Consider the following 18,133-nt stretch of genomic DNA (forward strand, 5'->3'; position numbering starts at 1 on the left):
ACGGGCCGCGGGCTCGCTCCGCGCAAGGTCCGCGCAAGACTGGCGGCCTAGTCTTGTGCGTACTCGCCCGGAGAGTCCCATGGAATCCGTCAACCTCTTTGACCTCGCCACCCGGCAGTCGCAATGGCTGGCCGTGCGCCAGTCGGCAATCGCATCCAACATCGCCAATGCCAACACGCCGGGCTACACGGCAAACGACGTCGAACCGTTCGAAAAGGTCCTCGACCGGACTGCGGTGACGCTGGCGGCCACCCAGACCGGCCATCTGGGCGCCGAGGGGACCAATGCCGGCTTCAATCTCAAGCCGGAGGATGTCACGGGCTCGATAATGCCGTCGAAGAACACGGTGGTGCTCGAGGACGAGCTGATGAAGGCCGGCGAAGTGCGCCGCTCCTTCGAGCTCAACACGGCGATCGTCAAAGCCTTCCATTCGATGATGACGATGGTGGTGAAGAGCTGACCATGGACGCCCTGACCGCAGCCCTCAAAGTCGCGGCATCCGGCCTTGGCGCCCAGTCGGAGCGTCTGCGCGTGGTGTCGGAGAACCTCGCCAATGCGCAATCGACGGGCAACACGCCTGGCGCCGATCCCTATCGCCGCAAGACGATCAGTTTCCAGTCCGAGCTCGACCGGACGAGCGGTGGTTCGCTGGTCGAGGTGAGCTCGATCGCGCGCGACCCGTCGGACTTCCCGATCGAGTTCCAGCCCGGCAACGAGGCCGCCGACGCAAAAGGGTACGTGAAGATGCCCAACGTCAACGTGCTGGTCGAAATGGCCGACATGAGCGAGGCGAACCGCTCCTATGAGGCCAACCTGCAGGTCATCAAGCAGGCTCGCGATCTGATTTCCATGACCATCGACCTGATGAGGAACCAGCAATGATCGGCGGTATCGGGGCACTACAGTTCAAACCGGCAATCGACGGCGCGGAGGCCGCCTCGCCGGGCCTGCTTCAGGGCGGCGTCGGCACCAAAGCAGGCGAAAGCGTCGGCAGCAGCTTCGCGGAGGCTCTCGGCCAGGCTGCGACCAAGACCGTCAACACGCTGCAGAACGCCGAACAGATGTCGATCCAGGCGCTGAAGGGCGACGCCGACACCCGCCAGGTGGCCGATGCGGTGTTGAGCGCCCAGCAGGCCCTGCAGACGACGATCGCCATCCGCGACAAGGTCGTCTCGGCCTATCTCGAAATCAGCCGCATGAGTATCTAGGACCGCGTCATGAAAGCCCTTGCCATCGCCGCGACCGGCATGAACGCCCAGCAGACCAATCTGGAAGTCATCGCCAACAACATCGCCAACATCAACACCACCGGCTACAAGCGGGCGCGCGCCGAATTCTCCGACCTGCTCTATCAGGTCGATCGCACCCAAGGGGTGCCCAACCGCTCCAACACCTCGCTGGTGCCCGAGGGCGTTTCGATCGGCCTCGGCGTCAAGACGACGGCCGTGCGCAACGTCCACACACAGGGCGAGCTGACCAGCACGGGCAACAGCTTCGACCTGGCGCTGACCGGCCGCGGCTGGTTCCAGATCGAGGGCGCCGACGGCAGCACGCTCTACTCCCGCGCCGGCGCCTTCAACACCAATGCCACCGGGCAGCTGGTCACCGCCGACGGCGCCACCGTCATTCCGGCGATCACCGTGCCGACCGACGCGGTCGAGGTCATCGTCAACAAGACCGGCCAGGTCTTTGCCCGTATCGACGGCCAGACCGACCTTCAGCTTCTCGGCCAGCTTCAGATCGCCAACTTCGCCAATGAGGCGGGCCTGGCGCCGCTCGGCGACAATCTGTTCCAGGAGACGGCGGCCTCCGGCCCGGCCAATGTCGGCGTTCCAGGCGATCCGGGCTTCGCCACCATCGAGCAGGGCTATCTGGAGTCCTCCAACGTCGATCCGGTCAAGGAAATCACCGAGCTGATCTCGGCGCAGCGCGCCTATGAAATGAACTCGAAGGTCATCCAGGCCGCTGACGACATGGCCTCGGTGGTCTCAAAGAACATCAGGTAACCGACGATGGCCATGCCGGCTTCCTGCCCTGCTTTTCGTCGCGTCGTGCTGGCCCTTGCGCTGGTGGTCGTCGGCGTGCCGGCACTTGCGCAAGAGACGGGCCCATCTCCCTTGCGATCCGGGGAGTCGGCCAACCAGCTCGCCGCCAATCAAGCGGTCGGCGAAGCCGTGCTGATCCCCAACCGGGTCATCTATCCCGGCGAGACGATCGAACTTGCGGCGCTGAAGCAGGTGACGCTTGTCCCGGGCAAGCACAAGCCGGACGGAATGGCGACGCGCTCCGAGGAACTTCAGGGCAAGGTCGCCAAGCGCACCCTCGTGCCCGGCCGCTACATTCCGGCGGCCGCGATCCGCGATGCCTGGCTGGTCGAGCAGGGTGCCTCGGTGCAGGTCTATTTCACCGCCGGAGCGCTGACCATCTCGGCCGCCGGCGTCACGCTGCAGCCGGGCGCCGCCGGCGATCTCATCAAAATTCGCAATGTCGACAGCGGCAAGATCATTTCCGGCACGGTAATGGCCGACGGCACGATTCGGGTCGGCGCATCGTGAGGCGCGTCTTTGCCCTTCTGCTGAGCGCCGCGATCGGTCTTCAGCCCGCATTGGCGGATGGGCTCACGTCCAAGGCCAAGCGCGAACTTGCGCAGAAAAATGGCGGCGTCTACGACGACCCGGAATACGATCCGGCGACCACCACCCGCATGTTCCGCGTCTCGACGGGACCGAGCACGCTGCCGCCCGGCCAGGTCGCCGCGCGCATCAAGGACATTGCCCAGCTGCAGAGCGCGCGCGACAACCAGCTCGTCGGCTACGGCCTGGTCATCGGCCTGGCGGGAACCGGCGACAGCCTGCGCAACTCGCCGTTCACCGAACAGTCGATCCGCGCCATGCTGGAGAACCTCGGCATCGCCACCGAAGGTGGCAGCGCGCGCGCCAAGAACGTCGCCGCCGTCATCGTCACCGCCAACATGCCGCCCTTCGTCCAGTCGGGCGCGCGCATCGACATCGACGTCTCCTCGATGGGAGATGCCACCTCGCTTGCCGGCGGCACGCTGGTGATGACGCCGCTCAAGGCCGCGGACGGCGAGATCTACGCCGTCGGCCAAGGCTCGGTGATCGTGGGCGGTTTCACCGCCCAGGGCCAGGCCGAGCAACTGACGCAAGGCGTGCCCACCGCCGGCCGCGTGCCGAACGGCGCCATCGTCGAGCGCTCGGTGCCCGCCGAGTTCGACGACCAGGGCGTGCTGACGCTGCAATTGCGCAATCCCGATTTCTCGACCGCCATCCGCATCGCGGACGCGATCAACGATTACACCTCGCAGCGCTTCGGCATGCGCGTTGCGGCCGAGCGCGATGCCCGCACCGTGCAGATCAGACGGCCGAAGAACATATCGGCCGCGCGCTTCTATGCCGAGATCGAAAACCTGGTCGTCGAGTCGGATGCGCCTGCCCGGGTCGTCATCGACGAGCGCACCGGCACCATCGTCATCGGCAACAACGTCAAGATCTCGCGCGTCGCGATCAGCCACGGCACGCTCACCGTGCGCATCACCGAGGCGCCGAAAGTGGTTCAGCCGGAGCCCTTCTCCAAGGGCGAGACGGCGGTCGAGCCCTTCACCGCCATCGAGGCCTCGCGACCCGACGCCCGCGTCGCCGTGCTCGACGGCCCCGACCTTGAAACGCTCGTTTCCGGTCTCAACCGTCTCGGCGTCAAGCCCGACGGCATCATCGCCATCCTGCAAGGCATCAAGTCGGCCGGCGCCCTGCAGGCCGACCTGGTTCTCCAATAGGCATGCCGATGATCGAGCTCTGCTCCTCAAACCCGCATCGTCGCCCGAGACTTCATACGACCATGAAGCTGCTAGCCGCTGTCGCGATCGCTGCGCTGATGGGCGGCACTCCGGGTCGCGCGGAAGAAGTCCGCCAGGTGCTGCCCGGACAGGCCCCGGCCCAGCCGGCTGATCTCGCGCGCGGGAAGGCGCCGGACGAGAGCGAGATCCAGCGCTTCTGCTCCAACATCGCCGATGCAGCTCGCGACCGCCGCTACGCCTTGCAGGCCGAGGAGCTGAAGCAGCTCCAGGCAGGCATCGACGAGCGCATGAAAGCGCTGGAGACAAAACGCGCCGAGTACGAGCAGTGGCTGAAGCGCCGCGAGGTATTCCTGGCGCGCGCCGAAGATAGCGTCGTCAAGATCTATGCCGGCATGAAGCCAGACGCCGCAGCCGAGCGCCTGGCAATGGTCAACGCCGAGCTCGCTGCGGCCATCCTGATGAAGCTCGATGCGCGCAAGGCCGGCGTCATCCTCAACGAAATGGACCAGAAGGCGGCGGCGACGCTCACCGGCATCATGGCCAGCGCGGCGCGAAGGGTTGATCCGTCATGAAGTTGCAATTGCTCGTCCTTGTCGCGGCGGCGGCACTGTCCGGCTGCGGCACCGACCTCAAGGAAGTCGGCCGGGAGCCTGCGCTCTCACCGGTCGGCTCCGGCATCGGCAATGGCGGCGCTGCCCCCTACTCCTATCCGGAGCCGCCGGCGAGACCCGTCAAGAAATTCTCGCTTTGGGATGATCGCCAGAGCAGGCTTTTCACCGATCCGCGGGCGCTGCGCGAGGGCGATATCCTGACCGTCAACATCAAGCTCAACGACAAGGCTAATTTCAAGAACAAGAACGACCGCAGCCGCACCGCCGCGCGCAAGCTCGGCTACGACGTGACGCTCGGTTGGGACGGCAAGAGCACCAGCGGCAAGGGCGATGCCGGCTTGAGCTCCAGCACCGAGACCAACGCCGACGGCGAGATCAATCGCTCGGAGAATCTCGAGCTCAATGTCGCCGCCGTCGTCACCGAAGTGCTGCCCAACGGCAATCTGATGATCAGGGGGTCGCAGGAAGTGCGCGTCAATTACGAACTTCGGGTCCTCACCATCGCTGGCATGGTGCGTCCCTCCGATATCGGCGCCGAAAACACCATCCCCTACGAGCGCATCGCCGAGGCACGCATCTCCTATGGCGGACGCGGACGCGTGAGCGAGGTCCAGCAGCCGGCCTACGGTCAGCAGATCCTCGACCAGGTCCTTCCTTTCTAGGCCGGGGAGATCGCTGTCGTGGCAAATGTCGAGCAGGCTCAGTCCAAGAAGGGACCTTCCCTTGTGGTCCAACTCGCCATGCTCTTGGCCATGACGGGCGCGGCCGTCGGCATGGGCTGGTTCTCGGGCGGCTATCTCAAGCAGGGAGAAGCCCCGGCGCCGGTTCCTGCCGCACCCGAGAACGCTGGCAACCCGGAGAAGTCGGCCGAAGTGGGCAAACAGATCGCCGGACCGACGGTGGTCCAACTGGCGCCGATCACCACCAATCTCGCCGCACCCAGCGAAGTCTGGATAAGGCTGGAAGCATCGGTGCTCTACGACGCGCCGCAGCCGCAGGATATGACCGAGCAGATCCATCAGGACCTGCTGGCGTTCGTGCGCACGCTGAAGATGCATCAGATCGAAGGCGCCAGCGGTTACCAGCATCTCAAGGCCGATCTCGACGAGCGTGCGGCGCTGCGCAGCGGCGGCCACGTCAAACAGGTTCTCATCAGGACGATGCTGCTCGAATGAGAAAGTTCCTCATCGCCACGGCGCTCATCGTCGTCACCACCTCTGTCGCCGCGGCCCAGCAGCTCGATCTCGGCGGCATAGGCAAGGCCGACGGCACCACGGTCGGTTATCTCATCCAGATGTTCGGGCTGCTCACCGTGCTTTCGGTGGCGCCGGGCCTGCTGATCATGGTGACGAGCTTCACCCGCTTCGTCATCGCCTTCTCGATCCTGCGCGCCGGCATCGGCCTGCAGTCGACCCCGGCCAACCTGATCCTGATCTCGCTGTCGCTGTTCATGACCTTCTATGTCATGGCGCCGACCTTCGACCAGGCCTGGAACACCGGCGTCAAGCCGCTGATGGACAACCAGATCACCCAGGCCGAGGCCTTCGAGAAGATCTCGGATCCGTTCCGCAGCTTCATGCTGCACAATGTGCGCGACAAGGATTTCGATCTTTTTGCCGATCTCGCCCGCGAGCGCGGCCAGACCGTCTCGCGCGACACCGTGGACCTGCGCATTCTGGTGCCCGCCTTCATGATCTCGGAAATCAGGCGCGGCTTCGAGATCGGTTTTCTGATCGTGCTGCCGTTCCTGGTGATCGATCTCATCGTCGCCACCGTGACCATGGCGATGGGCATGATGATGCTGCCGCCGACGGTGGTTTCCCTGCCGTTCAAGATCCTGTTTTTCGTGCTGATCGACGGTTGGAACCTTCTGGTCGGCAGCCTGGTGCGATCCTTTACCTGACCGCCCCGCCGGGCTCTAGGAGGGCATTCAAAGCGCTTAAGGCTTCGCCTGCTAAAGCCCGCGCGAATTATTTTGGATTAACCGTCCAGTTTAGCCGTTTGGTAGGAAGTTGCCCGCATAGTCCGCTCCAGATGGCGGGTGATCGGGTCTCAGCGATCATTGGCATGATGCCGCACCGTCATACCGGACAAGCCGGTATGTCAAAAAAATCCGTGTAAAAACCAAGGTACGAGTATCATGTCCAGTATCATGACCAATTCCGCTGCGCTGACCGCGCTGCAGAGCTTGAACAACACCAACAAGCAGCTCGAGACCACCCAGTCCCGCATTTCGACCGGTTACCGCGTCGCCACCGCCAGCGACAACGCCGCTTACTGGTCGATCGCCACCTCGATGAAGTCGGACAACAAGGCGCTCTCGGCCGTTCAGGACTCGCTCGGCCTCGGCGCCGGCAAGGTCGACACCGCCTACACCGCCATCAACGACGTCAAGGATCAGGTGGACCTGATCAAGACCAAGCTGGTTACCGCCCGCGGCGCCAGCCAGGAAGACCAGCAGAAGATCGCGACCGAAATCAAGGCCATCCAGGATCAGATCAAGTCGTCGGTCACCAACGCCAACTTCGCCGGCTCGAACCTGCTGCAGAACGACGGCACGGCTGCTTCCGATCTGAACATCGTTGCTTCGTACAACCGCACCGGCTCGACCGTCACCATCGACACCATCAAGGTGGCCTCTGCCGACACGCAGGTCCTCGACACGGCGGGCACCGGCGGCATCGTCGGCGGTCTGCTTGCGACGACCTTCTTCGATCCGAGCTCCGCCGCCGTCGCCGACACCGCTATCGACACCGCGCTCGGCACCGTTGAAACGGCGCTCGGCAAGCTGTCCACCGGCGCCGCCTCGCTCGGTGCCGCAAAGTCGCGCATCGATACCCAGCAGAGCTTCCTGTCGAACCTGTCGGACTCGATCGACAAGGGCGTCGGCGCTCTGGTCGACGCCGACATGAACAAGGAATCGACCCGCCTGCAGGCCCTCCAGGTGCAGCAGCAGCTCGGCATCCAGGCGCTGTCGATCGCCAACGGCAACTCGCAGCAGATCCTGTCGCTCTTCCGCGGCTGATCGCCCAGCGAACTTCAGGCATCTTTGTCGGGTCGCGCCACCAGCGCGGCCCGATTTTCATTTTTGATGCTGCTGCCCCTCCGAGGCGCGCCTCTTCCCTCGAGAAATATTACCGCACCGCGGTTTCAAGGCTGGCTTTTAACGCGCCGTTAACTGTGACGCGCTAGCTATGGTTAACCAATCGCTATGACGGGCCGACCGACGGTCGACAGGCATGACCGCCCCCGCCAGAGAGTTGACCGGCATGCGCGAGGCATGCCTGCTTTGAGAAGGGGTGTATCTTGGCAAGCATCATGACCAACGCCGCCGCGCTCACCGCGCTGCAGAGCCTCAACGCCACCAACAAGGCGCTTGAGACGACGCAGGGCCGCATCTCGACCGGCTACCGTGTCGCCACCGCTTCCGACAACGCCGCCTACTGGTCGATCGCCACCTCGATGCGGTCCGACAACAAGGCGCTCTCGGCCGTCCAGGACGCGCTCGGCCTCGGCGCCGGCAAGGTCGACACAGCTTACACCGCCATCACCGACATCAAGGACCAGGTCGACGCGATCAAGGCCAAGCTGGTCACCGCGCGCGGCGCCAGTCAGGACAACCAGCAGAAGATCGCGACCGAAATCAAGGCCATCCAGGACCAGATCAGGTCGTCGGTCACCAATGCCAGCTATGCCGGTTCGAACCTGCTGCAGAATGACGGCACGGCCGCCTCGGATCTGCATGTCGTGGCTTCGTACAACCGCACCGGCACGACCGTCTCTATCGACACCATCGACGTAGCAGCGACCGACACGCAGGTTCTTGACACCGCCGGCACAGGCGGCATCGTCGGCGGGCTGCTTGCGACGACGTTCTTCGATCCGAGTGCCGCGGCCGTTTCCGACACCGCCGTCGACACCGCGCTCGACAGCGTTGAAACCGCGCTTGCCAAGCTCTCCACCGGCGCTGCCTACCTTGGCGCCGCCAAGTCGCGCATCGACACCCAGCAGAGCTTCCTGTCGAACCTGTCCGATTCGATCGACAAGGGCGTCGGTGCCCTCGTCGATGCCGACATGAACAAGGAATCGACCCGCCTGCAAGCGCTCCAGGTGCAACAGCAGCTCGGCATCCAGGCGCTGTCGATCGCCAACGGCAACTCGCAGTCGATCCTGGCTCTGTTCAAGAGCTGATATTTCCGCTGAGGCAACCCTTCCATCGCAAGGCCGCGTCTCGGGCGCGGCCTTTTTCTTGCGCGTTGGACTGCTGCCTCCGGGCCGTTCGGGCCTAGCATAGCCCCTGGCCGCGCGCACTATCATCCTCGCACAAGCTTCGCGGTCTAGTCTTCCGGCGGAAAGTCATGCTGGGAGCGGTTGAATCGTGCCGGAACAGATCCAGAGCCTCATCGCGAACCTCCGCGGCTTCGGCGTCAGGCGTCTCGCTCTCATGGGCGGCATCGCCGCGCTGGTCATGGCCGTCATCGGCGTCGGCTCGGTCTATCTCAATCGCCCGGCCTACGAGACGCTCTATGTCGGGCTCGACCGCAGCGACGTGAACCAGATCGGCCTGGTGCTGGGCGAGGCCGGCATCGGCTTCGATGTCGGCGCCGACGGAACATCGGTGCTGGTGCCGGCCGGCACCACCGCGCAGGCGCGCATGCTGCTGGCCGAAAAGGGCCTGCCGACCAGCGCCAACGCCGGCTACGAGCTGTTCGACAATGTCGGCTCGCTCGGCCTCACCTCGTTCATGCAGCAGATCACCCGCGTGCGTGCGCTGGAAGGCGAGATCGCGCGCACCATCCAGTCGATCGCCGGCGTCAAGGCGGCGCGCGTACACATCGTCATGTCCGAGCGTGCCAATTTCCGCCGCGACGAGCAGCAGCCCTCGGCCTCGGTGGTCATCCGCTATGCCGGCGTCGATGCCGAGAAGAGCGCCCAGTCGATCCGCCACCTCGTCGCCGCAGCGGTTCCCGGCCTGTCGGCCGACAAGGTGACCGTGCTCGATTCCAACGGCAATCTGCTCGCCGCCGGCGACGACACTTCGAACACAAGTGCTGCCCGCACGCTCGGCGTCGAGCAGACGGTCGAGGCGCAGATCGGTGACAACATCCGCCGCGCGCTGACGCCTTATCTCGGCCCCGACAATTTCCGCGCCAGCGTCAAGGCCGACGTCAATACCGACACCCGTCAGACCGAAGAAACGATCTTCGATCCCGAATCCCGCGTCGAGCGTTCGGTGCAGTCGGTGCGCACCAACGAGGCCAGCAACCAGAAGCAGGCCTCGAACCCGACCAGCGTCGAGCAGAACTTGCCCGAGACGCAGACGACCACGACTGAAGGGCCGCAGTCCTCCTCGCAGAACGACCGCAAGGAGGAGATCACCAACTACGAGATCAACTCCAAGAAGATCGCCACCGTTTCCAACGGCTACTCGGTGACCAAGATGTCGATCGCCGTCGTCGTCAACCAGGATCGGCTGAAGACCATCCTCGGCAAGGACGCCACCCCCGAGCAGATTGCCAAGCGCGTCGCCGATATCCAGAAGATGGTGGCCTCCGCCACTGGCTTTGAGGAGAAGCGCGGCGACGTCATCGATGTCTCGGCGGTCGAGTTCATCGACGGGCTGGACGGTGAGCCGATCGACCAGCCGGGCATCCTCGCCTCGATCGGCACATACACCGGCACGCTGATCAATGCCGGCGCCTTTATCGTCGTCGTGTTCCTGGTCGCCTTCTTCGGCCTGCGACCGATGGCGGCCGCGCTGACGGCGTCGGCCAAGCCCGCGGCCCTCTCCGGCCCGAGCTTCGACGATGTCCAGCGCTCGCTCCCGACGCCCGACGCGCCGGTGGCCGCAATCGCAGCCGACACGGCCGTCGGCGCGCTGCCGGGTGCCCGGCCGGGCGCCACTCCGCTCGACGACCTGCGCCAGAAGATCAGGCCTGCGCCGCAGGAACGGCTAGCACGCATGGTCGACCTCAACGAGGAACGCACCGCCCAGATCCTGCGCAAATGGGCGGCCGCCCCGGAAGCCGCGGGTTAAGCCATGGCTTCGGCGGCCCTTTTCGATCTCCTGCCCGATTTCGGTTCGCGCGCCCCGCGCGCCGGCCAGGCACCGTCAGCGCCTGACATCGAGCGCAAGCCAGACGTATCGCCACCGCAGGCCGACATCGGCGCGCTGATCGCCGAGGCGGTGGCCGATGCGGAAGCAGCACTCGGGGCGCGGCTCGCGGCCGCCCACGAGGCGGCCCTCGAGGCCGAACGCCAGGCCAATGACGATGCGGCAAAGGCGTTCCTCAAAAGCTTCGGCGGCGATCTGGGGGCGGCGGTCGCGACACGGATCGATGCCATGGAAGCGCGCGTGGCCGAGCTCACCGCCGCCACCGTCGCCCGCATCATCGGCGGCGTGGTCAGCGATGATCTGCAGGAGCGCTCGATCGAAGCTCTTGCCCGTACCGTAAGCGCCGCGATTGCCGACAGTGAGGCGGTGCGTATCGGCGTGCGCGGGCCGCTGTCGCTGTTCGAGCCGCTGAAGGCGTCGCTTGGAGATCGCGCGGCCAATCTCGATTTCACCGAGGCCGCCGGCTTCGACCTGACCGTGACCATCGATGAAACCGTCTTCGAGACGCGCATCGCCGAATGGTCGGCTTCCCTGTCGGAGGTCCTGTCATGAGCGCCATCGACCACGGCGAGGCCAGGCATGAGATCATCATCGTCAAGCGGAACCACGACGGTCATGACGACGGCCATCATGGCGGCGTCTGGAAGATCGCCTTTGCCGACTTCATGACCGCCATGATGTGCTTCTTTCTCGTCATGTGGCTGATCAACGCCGCCAACGAGCAGACCAAGGCGGCGGTCGCCAGCTATTTCAACCCGGTCGAGCTGATCGATCGCAATTCCAGCCGCAAGGGCTTGGAAGATCTTGGCGACGGCCCGAGCAAGGTTGGCCTCACCGCCGACAATCCGCAGGATGGCGCGAGCAAGGCCGGCGAGGACGGCAAGGGCGGCGCCGGCTCCTCCGACCGCAGGCAGACGAAGGAGGCCTCGCAGAAATCCGATCTCTCCGACGAGCATCTGTTTGCCGATCCCTATGCCGTGCTGTCGGAGATCGCCACCGATACCGGCGTGATGCAGAATGTCAGCGCCAAGGGTGAAGGCGGTGCTCAGAACGCCGGTCCGGCGACCGGCGCTTCCGGCGGCGAATCCTATCGAGATCCTTTCGCGCCGGACTTCTGGTCGCAGCAGGTTGCGACGCCCGGCGCCGAAGCCAGTGCCGAGCGCAGGAGGATCGAAGGCGATCCCGCCAGGCCCGGCGAGAAGGTCGCCGAGACCGATGTGCCGAAGGTCAAGGCCGCTCCGCCGGCACCGCCGCAGTTGGATGCGCCGCTCGAGCCGTTGGCGACACCGGAAAAACCCGGTGCCAAGGTGGTCGCCGGATCGGACGGCGACACGAAAGTCGGGAAGGCCGAAGGCAAGGCGATCAAGGGCGAGAAAGCCCAAGCTGAAAAGGCAGAAGCCGAAAAAGCGGAGGCTGCTGCGACCGATGCTGCGATGCCGGGAGCCGCAGGGGCCGAAGCGGCGACGGCCGAGCCGGCAAAGGCGGAGCCGGAGCAAGCCTCCGACAACGGAAAGAAGGTCCCGAGCAGCGCCGCCCTCAAGGCGGCCGCCGAAATCAAGCAGGAACTGGCCAAGGCTTTCGCGCCCGGTGACAAGCTGGCCGAGGGCGTCTCCGTCGAGGCAACCGACAAGGGCGTCGTCATCTCGATCACCGATCAGCTCGACTTCGGCATGTTCGAGATCGGCTCGGCCGTGCCGCGCCGCGAGATGGTGCTGGCGATGGAGAAGATCGGCCGCATCATCAACGAGAAGAAGGGCACCATCACCATCGGCGGCCATACCGATGCGCGGCCGTTCCGCAGCGGCGCCTACGACAACTGGCGGCTGTCCACCGCCCGCGCCCACTCCGCCTATTACATGCTGGTGCGCGGCGGCGTCGACGAAAGCCGCATCACTGAGGTCGCGGGCTTCGCCGACCGCCAGCCCAAGATCGCGTCCGATCCGCTGGCCGCCGCCAACCGCCGCATCGAGATCCTGATGGCGACCGGCGGATGAGGGGCAGGACCGCCATCGGCCGCGCAGTCGGGCTGCTGCTGCTCGCCGCAGGATCGCCCGCTGCCGCTTTTGCACAGGATGACGGCCTGCAGCCTTATCAGCTGGTGCGCTCGCTGCAGTTGGTCCAGGACCGCATCGCCGGAGGCGATCATGCGGCGCTGCCGATGCAGGCCAAGCTGCTGGAAATGACCGATGCGAGGCTTCGCGCCGCCGATGCCGGCGATTTCAAGGACCCGAAGAATTTCCGCGCTCTGCTCGTCTATGGCATGAGCGGCGGCAATCCCGTCACTGTCAAGGCGGCGGCTTCGCGCGCGGCGACCGACCCGCAAAGCCTCGCCATCGCCAAAGGGGTCGTCGCCTATCTCAACGGCAGGCCGGCCGCGGCAATCGAAATCCTGAAGCCGATCGACCCGATGAGCGTGCCCGCCGACCTCGGCGCCTTCCTGGCGTTGGTCAAGGGCTCGCTGCTTGCGACCGATGAACCCGCAACGGCGCTGACGCTGCTGGACGAGGCCCGCCTGCTCAGCCCCGGCACACTGGTCGAGGAGGCAGCGCTTCGCCGCTCGGTCGGCCTCGCAGCGACGCAAGGCGACGCCGCGCGCTTCGCGCTTGCCTCGACGCAATATGTCGCCGGCTATCTCTATTCCCCCTATGCCAGCCAGTTCGCCGATTCCTTCGTCTCCGGTGTGATTGCGCTGCACATGTCGATCAGCCAAGACAAGCTCGCAGACATCACCTCGATGATGGACCCCGAGCGCGAGAAGGTGATTTATCTGCGCATCGCGCGCCGCGCCGCGATCGACGGGCTGAGCGACCTCTCCGCCTTCGCCTCGGCCCGGGCCGAGCAGGGCCGCAACGGCAAAGGCAATCAGGACGACCCGCGCGCAGTGCTCTATTCGAGCCTCTCCACGGTGACATCGGCCACGATCGACGATGTGCGCGCGAGGCTCGGCACGATTGATCGCGGCAAGCTTTCAGAGAGCGACCGCGCTTTGCTCGATGCAGCACAAGCCGTTGCCGGCGAGGTCGTCGCTCCCGTGCGTGCGGCCGCCATGAATGAGACGGAGGCCGCAGGTCCGGCAAAGAGCGATGCCGCGAAACCCGCTGAAACCGAGGCTGCGAGCCGGGCCGACGCCGAAGGGTTGCCACCAGTGGAGGGCGCGATGGCCGAGCAGCCGGCCCCGGTCAAGCTGGCGGACGCGCCGGCCGCAGCATCCGCGCCGCCGGCTCCGCCGATGACGGCTCAGGCCGCGGCCGAGGCTCAAGCCCCCGCTCCTGCACAGCCCGAAACGCCATCCGTGCTGCCTGCACCCGCGCCGGCGGCCGCAGCAAGCCTCGATCCGCACGATCCCACCGATGCCGCGATGCTCAAAGCGCGCCGCCAGCTCGACCAGATCGACCAGCTACTCGGAGCCGCTCCCAAATGACCAGCGCCCAAATGAACAGCGTGAGCCAGGCCACGCCGGGACTTGCATCCGCCCAGGTCCAATCGCGGCAGCATCCTGCCGACGGCAAGGAAAACGGCTCGAATTTTGGCGAGATGGTGCATGGCGCCGAACAATCGGCGCGGCAGGCAAAGCAGCCGGCCGAGCCTGTGTCTTCCGATGCGCAGCCGGCGCGGCGCACCCTCGCCGGTCCGCCCAAGCCACCACCCGATCAGGATGGCCAGAACAAGACTGCCGCGCCGAAGCCGGCGGCCGGAAAGGGCGCGAAGAATGGCGCCGAGGCTGACCATGTAAAGGCCACGGACGATGCCGATGCGGCGGCGCAATCGTCAGATAGCGCTCTGCTTCAGGACGGTTTGCCCCTGCTGATGGCGCTGGGCGACATCCGCCACTTCGCAACGTCGACAAATGCCGAGCGCGGTGGATCTTCTGTCGAGGGAGAGCCCTCGATCGGCCAGGCCGCGTCTTCGCAGCTGGCGATCCGTCAAGGCAAACGCATGTTGGCCGACGCTTCCGAAGGCAGCGAGCCGTTGCCGCGATCCGGTCGCGCGACGATGGCGACCGAGAAGCCCGGGCAGGATTTCGGACAGAAACCGGCCGGTGCTGGTCAGGGCCCGGACATGTCGATCCGCAAGGACGACGTCCTGTCTGGAACGCAAGGAGCCGCAACCGACGCAACGACGCCGCAAGGCTGGCGTCCGGCGGCCGCCCAGAAGACCGCGCAAACGGCGCAAGCCCTCGCATCGAACAATCAAGCCAAGCCATCCTCTGCCGCCGCGCGCATGGATGTGGTCAGCCAGCAGAGCTTCCCCGCGCCGGCCCAAAACGCCTTCGGCCAGACGGTATCGGCGCTGGCCGAGGCGATCGCCTCTGACAGCGGGGTTCAGCAGGCCTACTCGAGCGCTCCGATCGGCTCGCACGCGACCAACTCTGTTGCCGTTTCGACACGTGTCCTGAAGATCGAGCTCCACCCGGCTGACCTCGGCACGGTCACCGCCAGCCTGCGTCTTTCCGGAGAGCAGCTTTCGATCGAGATGAAGCCGGAAACGCACGAGGCGTACCGCCGTCTGACCGCCGACAGCGACGCCATCGTCAAGTCGCTCCGCAGTCTTGGTTTCGACGTCGATCACGTCACCATCATGCAACCCTCGATAGCGGTCCATTCGCCCGGTCGCGTCGAAGCGAGCGGCGCACCGCCGATGTCCACGGGCCGCGAACAGCCTTCGTTCCAGCCCGGGAGCTCGGGCGGCAACAGCGCCGGCGGCGATCGGCAACCGGGAAGGAACGACGGCAATGGCGCACAGGAATTCGGCCGCGCTGCTTCGCCTCTTCGCGAGCGCGCTGGCGACGATATCTATATCTAGTCTGGCCGCGACCGTCGCCGCCAAAGCCGCGCCCAATCCTTGCGAGCCGGAAATCCTGCGCGCCGCCGATCGCTATGGCGTGCCGGCCGGTATCCTTTACGCGGTCGGCCTAACCGAAACGGGAAAGAAGGGCAGCCTTCAGCCCAACGCTTTGAATGTAGAAGGAAAGGCTCTTTTTCCGCGCAGCCGAGGGGAGGCGCTGGCGACGTTCGAGAATGCCCGCCGCGAGGGCAAGACGCTGATCGATCTCGGCTGCATGCAGATCAATCATCGCTATCATGGCGCGCAGTTCCGCAGCGTCGAGGACATGCTAGACCCGCACCAGAACGTCGACTACGCGGCGCGCTTCCTGGCGAGCCTCCACGCCCGCCACATGACCTGGTCGATGGCCGTCGCCCGCTATCATGCCGGCCCCGACAACGACCCGGCACAGAAGGTCTATGTCTGCCGCGTCATCGCCAACATGGTCGCCACCGGCTTCGGCAAATGGACGCCGAACGCCAGCGCGTTCTGCAACCAATAGTTGCCAAACCATTTGCCTTTGGTCCGCCGCGATGGGGTTCACCGCGGCCGCCGGCAGCCCTCTATCCAGTGCCGCGAGTAGACCCTTCACGGTCGGCTTTATTACGGCCCCCAAAAAAACTCCCAAGAAAATAGCTACAAGAAATGACGGTTTTTCAGGATTCACCGCACCGGATACCGCTTTCCGCACGGGGCAAATGAGATGATTCGGAGGGCGGGCCGATGATCGTGATCGTTGATGAGCGCGAGCTCGTAACTGAGGGCTACAGCTCACTTTTCGATCGCGAGGGCGTTGCCACCGCGGGCTTCGCGCCGGGCGAGTTTGGCGAGTGGGTGAACTCTGCCGGCGACACGGACTTGAGATCGGTCAGGGCGTTCCTTATCGGCGACTGCCGCGAGGGCTCCATCTCGCCGCGCCAGATCCGCGACCGCACCGGGGCGCCGGTGATCGCGCTCAGTGAACAGCACTCGCTGGAACACACGCTCAGGCTCTTCGAGAGCGGCGTCGACGACGTCGTCCGCAAGCCCGTGCACATCCGCGAGATCCTCGCCCGCATCACCGCCATCCGCCGCCGCGCCCGCGAAGAGGCCGCCTACACCGAGGTCGGCTCGATGCGCATCTTCATGGATGGGCGCGACCCGGAGATCGACGGCGAGCCGCTGCCGCTGCCGCGTCGCGAGCGGCGCATCCTGGAGTATTTGGCCAGCAATCGCAGCCGGCGCGTGACCAAGACGCAGGTGTTCAACGCCATCTACGGCATCTTCGACGAGGAGGTCGAGGAGAATGTGGTGGAGAGCCACATCTCGAAGCTGCGCAAGAAATTGCGCGAGAAGCTCGGCCACGACCCGATCGATTCCAAGAGGTTCCTCGGCTACCGGCTGGTGTTTTGATGGCCGTCGCCGGCACTCCCGCGCCAGCCTCGCGCAAGACACGAGGCTTAGTTTTGTAGCCTCTCAGAAAGGCACCGAGGAGATGTATCGATGAGCCTCTACGGAATGATGCGCACCGGCGTCTCCGGTATGAACGCCCAGGCCAACCGCTTGTCCACGGTGGCCGACAATATCGCGAATTCCGACACAACCGGCTACAAGCGCTCCTCCGCCGAATTCTCGACGCTGATCATGCCCAGCACCGGCGGCGCCTATAATTCGGGTGGCGTCACGACGACGATCCGTTCGGCCGTCAGCTCGCAGGGTGTTCTGCAATACACCACTTCGGTCTCCGACCTCGCCGTCAACGGCGACGGCTTCTTCGTCGTGCAGGACCCGAGCGGCACACCCTATCTCACCCGCGCCGGCGCCTTCGTTCCGGACGCTCAAGGACGCCTCGTCAACGCCGCCGGCTACCAGCTGATGGCCTACAGCTACGCCAATGGCGATCCGGCCGCCACCGCCAACGGCTTCGAAGGCCTCGTGCCGGTGCAGATTTCCGATCAGGAGATGACGGCGACGCCGAGCACGGAAGGGACATTCACTGGCAACCTGCCGGCTGGCGCCACCGCTGTCACCGCCGGCAACCTACCCACCGACAACAGCACCTCGTCACAATACACGTCGAAATCGTCGCTGGTCGCCTACGACAATCTCGGCAACAAGGTGTTGCTCGACGTCTATTTCACCAACACCGGCACCGGCACCTGGCAGGTCTCGGTGTTCGATCAGTCGAAGGCCACGGCCGGCACGTCGTTCCCCTATGCGGGCGGCGCGCTGGGTTCGGCCAATCTCACCTTCGACACCACCACCGGCAAGCTCACCGGCGCGACCACCGGCGTGTCCTTCACGGTGCCGAACGGGTCGACTCTCAACCTCGACCTCTCCAAGCTAACGCAACTCGGAACCGGCTTCACGGTCTCCGACGCCAACGTCAACGGCAATGCGCCGAGCACGATCGAAAAGATCCAGATCAGCCAGGACGGCGTCATCTACGCCCAATTCGAGGACGGCTCCACCAAGCCGCTCTACAAGATCCCGCTGGCCGACGTTCAGAGCCCCGACAACCTCACCGCGATGCCGGGCAACGTCTATGTGCAGAGCGCGGACTCAGGTGCTGTTCGCATCGGCTTTGCCAATGAAGGGAAGCTTGGCTCGGTCGTCTCGGGCGCGCTCGAAAATTCCAATGTCGATATCGCCGAGGAACTGACCAACATGATTGCGGCGCAGCGCAGCTACACCGCCAACTCGAAGGTCTTCCAGACCGGTTCCGACCTGATGGACGTCCTGGTCAACCTGAAGAGATAACCCCATCGGGCGCCAGCCCGTGAAAGACCC

General features: G+C 65.2%; 20 protein-coding genes. All 20 read left to right on the forward strand.

Annotated elements, in window-relative coordinates:
- Positions 1-79: 79 nt before the first annotated feature.
- The 20 genes from flgB (at position 80) to CK215_RS09095 (ending at position 18,103) form a co-directional block, all read left to right on the forward strand.
- A complete protein-coding gene (gene flgB, locus CK215_RS09000) occupies positions 80-460 on the forward strand; it encodes a flagellar basal body rod protein FlgB (protein WP_067002392.1) in 381 nt (126 codons plus the stop codon).
- Positions 461-462: 2 nt separating this feature from the next.
- Positions 463-882: a flagellar basal body rod protein FlgC gene (flgC, locus tag CK215_RS09005; protein ID WP_067002393.1), complete on the forward strand. Its 420-nt coding sequence runs from the start codon at positions 463-465 to the stop codon at positions 880-882.
- A complete protein-coding gene (locus CK215_RS09010; RefSeq protein ID WP_095781157.1) occupies positions 879-1,208 on the forward strand; it encodes a flagellar hook-basal body complex protein FliE in 330 nt (109 codons plus the stop codon). Before flgC ends, CK215_RS09010 begins: the two co-directional genes overlap by 4 nt.
- Positions 1,209-1,217: 9 nt before the next feature.
- The gene (gene flgG / locus CK215_RS09015) at positions 1,218-2,006 is read left to right on the forward strand and encodes a flagellar basal-body rod protein FlgG (RefSeq protein WP_067002397.1); all 789 of its coding nucleotides are present in this window, start codon (positions 1,218-1,220) and stop codon (positions 2,004-2,006) included.
- Positions 2,007-2,012: 6 nt separating this feature from the next.
- Entirely contained in the window at positions 2,013-2,555 is a 543-nt protein-coding gene (gene flgA, locus CK215_RS09020; protein WP_095826687.1) for a flagellar basal body P-ring formation chaperone FlgA, read from the forward strand.
- Positions 2,552-3,793, forward strand: a complete 1,242-nt coding sequence (locus CK215_RS09025) for a flagellar basal body P-ring protein FlgI (RefSeq protein ID WP_095830735.1) — start codon at positions 2,552-2,554, stop codon at positions 3,791-3,793. The genes flgA and CK215_RS09025 overlap by 4 nt, the downstream gene beginning before the upstream one ends.
- A gap of 62 nt (positions 3,794-3,855) precedes the next feature.
- The gene (locus CK215_RS09030; RefSeq protein ID WP_095830736.1) at positions 3,856-4,386 is read left to right on the forward strand and encodes a MotE family protein; all 531 of its coding nucleotides are present in this window, start codon (positions 3,856-3,858) and stop codon (positions 4,384-4,386) included.
- Positions 4,383-5,087, forward strand: a complete 705-nt coding sequence (gene flgH / locus CK215_RS09035; protein WP_095777166.1) for a flagellar basal body L-ring protein FlgH — start codon at positions 4,383-4,385, stop codon at positions 5,085-5,087. Before CK215_RS09030 ends, flgH begins: the two co-directional genes overlap by 4 nt.
- A gap of 18 nt (positions 5,088-5,105) precedes the next feature.
- Positions 5,106-5,600 carry a flagellar basal body-associated FliL family protein gene (locus tag CK215_RS09040; RefSeq protein ID WP_095800441.1) on the forward strand — a complete coding sequence of 165 codons (495 nt, stop codon included), beginning with the start codon at positions 5,106-5,108 and terminating at the stop codon, positions 5,598-5,600.
- Positions 5,597-6,328, forward strand: a complete 732-nt coding sequence (gene fliP / locus CK215_RS09045) for a flagellar type III secretion system pore protein FliP (protein WP_095777164.1) — start codon at positions 5,597-5,599, stop codon at positions 6,326-6,328. Before CK215_RS09040 ends, fliP begins: the two co-directional genes overlap by 4 nt.
- Before the next feature lie 237 nt (positions 6,329-6,565).
- On the forward strand, positions 6,566-7,450 hold the full coding sequence (locus tag CK215_RS09050) for a flagellin (protein WP_067002410.1): 885 nt from the start codon (positions 6,566-6,568) through the stop codon (positions 7,448-7,450).
- Positions 7,451-7,731: 281 nt separating this feature from the next.
- Positions 7,732-8,616 carry a flagellin gene (locus CK215_RS09055; protein ID WP_067002412.1) on the forward strand — a complete coding sequence of 295 codons (885 nt, stop codon included), beginning with the start codon at positions 7,732-7,734 and terminating at the stop codon, positions 8,614-8,616.
- Between the two features lie 187 nt (positions 8,617-8,803).
- Positions 8,804-10,462 (forward strand): flagellar basal-body MS-ring/collar protein FliF, encoded by a 1,659-nt coding sequence (gene fliF, locus CK215_RS09060; protein ID WP_095830737.1) that lies wholly within the window; start codon positions 8,804-8,806, stop codon positions 10,460-10,462.
- Between the two features lie 3 nt (positions 10,463-10,465).
- Positions 10,466-11,092 carry a hypothetical protein gene (locus CK215_RS09065; RefSeq protein WP_095781153.1) on the forward strand — a complete coding sequence of 209 codons (627 nt, stop codon included), beginning with the start codon at positions 10,466-10,468 and terminating at the stop codon, positions 11,090-11,092.
- The gene (locus tag CK215_RS09070; RefSeq protein WP_095830738.1) at positions 11,089-12,534 is read left to right on the forward strand and encodes a MotB family protein; all 1,446 of its coding nucleotides are present in this window, start codon (positions 11,089-11,091) and stop codon (positions 12,532-12,534) included. The genes CK215_RS09065 and CK215_RS09070 overlap by 4 nt, the downstream gene beginning before the upstream one ends.
- Complete coding sequence (locus CK215_RS09075; RefSeq protein WP_095830739.1) at positions 12,531-13,961, forward strand: chemotaxis protein MotC; 1,431 nt, start codon at positions 12,531-12,533, stop codon at positions 13,959-13,961. Before CK215_RS09070 ends, CK215_RS09075 begins: the two co-directional genes overlap by 4 nt.
- 386 nt (positions 13,962-14,347) lie before the next feature.
- Positions 14,348-15,343, forward strand: a complete 996-nt coding sequence (locus CK215_RS09080) for a flagellar hook-length control protein FliK (protein ID WP_170950262.1) — start codon at positions 14,348-14,350, stop codon at positions 15,341-15,343.
- A complete protein-coding gene (locus CK215_RS09085) occupies positions 15,273-15,866 on the forward strand; it encodes a transglycosylase SLT domain-containing protein (protein ID WP_245418649.1) in 594 nt (197 codons plus the stop codon). Before CK215_RS09080 ends, CK215_RS09085 begins: the two co-directional genes overlap by 71 nt.
- A 221-nt stretch (positions 15,867-16,087) precedes the next feature.
- On the forward strand, positions 16,088-16,756 hold the full coding sequence (locus CK215_RS09090; protein WP_095830741.1) for a response regulator transcription factor: 669 nt from the start codon (positions 16,088-16,090) through the stop codon (positions 16,754-16,756).
- A 90-nt stretch (positions 16,757-16,846) separates the two neighbouring features.
- Complete coding sequence (locus tag CK215_RS09095) at positions 16,847-18,103, forward strand: flagellar hook protein FlgE (RefSeq protein ID WP_067002423.1); 1,257 nt, start codon at positions 16,847-16,849, stop codon at positions 18,101-18,103.
- The last annotated feature ends 30 nt before the right edge of the window (positions 18,104-18,133 follow it).

Source organism: Mesorhizobium sp. WSM3864 (assembly GCF_002294955.1).
In the GTDB taxonomy this organism is placed as follows: Bacteria; Pseudomonadota; Alphaproteobacteria; order Rhizobiales; family Rhizobiaceae; genus Mesorhizobium.

Coding starts and splice junctions, on each gene's coding strand:
- CK215_RS09070 (WP_095830738.1), top strand. CDS start 11,089: ATGAGCGCCATCGACCACGGCGAGGCCAGGCATGAGATCATCATCGTC.
- CK215_RS09095 (WP_067002423.1), top strand. CDS start 16,847: ATGAGCCTCTACGGAATGATGCGCACCGGCGTCTCCGGTATGAACGCC.
- flgG (WP_067002397.1), top strand. CDS start 1,218: ATGAAAGCCCTTGCCATCGCCGCGACCGGCATGAACGCCCAGCAGACC.
- flgH (WP_095777166.1), top strand. CDS start 4,383: ATGAAGTTGCAATTGCTCGTCCTTGTCGCGGCGGCGGCACTGTCCGGC.
- CK215_RS09065 (WP_095781153.1), top strand. CDS start 10,466: ATGGCTTCGGCGGCCCTTTTCGATCTCCTGCCCGATTTCGGTTCGCGC.
- CK215_RS09085 (WP_245418649.1), top strand. CDS start 15,273: ATGGCGCACAGGAATTCGGCCGCGCTGCTTCGCCTCTTCGCGAGCGCG.
- CK215_RS09090 (WP_095830741.1), top strand. CDS start 16,088: ATGATCGTGATCGTTGATGAGCGCGAGCTCGTAACTGAGGGCTACAGC.
- flgC (WP_067002393.1), top strand. CDS start 463: ATGGACGCCCTGACCGCAGCCCTCAAAGTCGCGGCATCCGGCCTTGGC.
- flgA (WP_095826687.1), top strand. CDS start 2,013: ATGGCCATGCCGGCTTCCTGCCCTGCTTTTCGTCGCGTCGTGCTGGCC.
- CK215_RS09010 (WP_095781157.1), top strand. CDS start 879: ATGATCGGCGGTATCGGGGCACTACAGTTCAAACCGGCAATCGACGGC.
- CK215_RS09075 (WP_095830739.1), top strand. CDS start 12,531: ATGAGGGGCAGGACCGCCATCGGCCGCGCAGTCGGGCTGCTGCTGCTC.
- fliP (WP_095777164.1), top strand. CDS start 5,597: ATGAGAAAGTTCCTCATCGCCACGGCGCTCATCGTCGTCACCACCTCT.
- CK215_RS09050 (WP_067002410.1), top strand. CDS start 6,566: ATGTCCAGTATCATGACCAATTCCGCTGCGCTGACCGCGCTGCAGAGC.
- CK215_RS09080 (WP_170950262.1), top strand. CDS start 14,348: ATGGCGCTGGGCGACATCCGCCACTTCGCAACGTCGACAAATGCCGAG.
- CK215_RS09030 (WP_095830736.1), top strand. CDS start 3,856: ATGAAGCTGCTAGCCGCTGTCGCGATCGCTGCGCTGATGGGCGGCACT.
- flgB (WP_067002392.1), top strand. CDS start 80: ATGGAATCCGTCAACCTCTTTGACCTCGCCACCCGGCAGTCGCAATGG.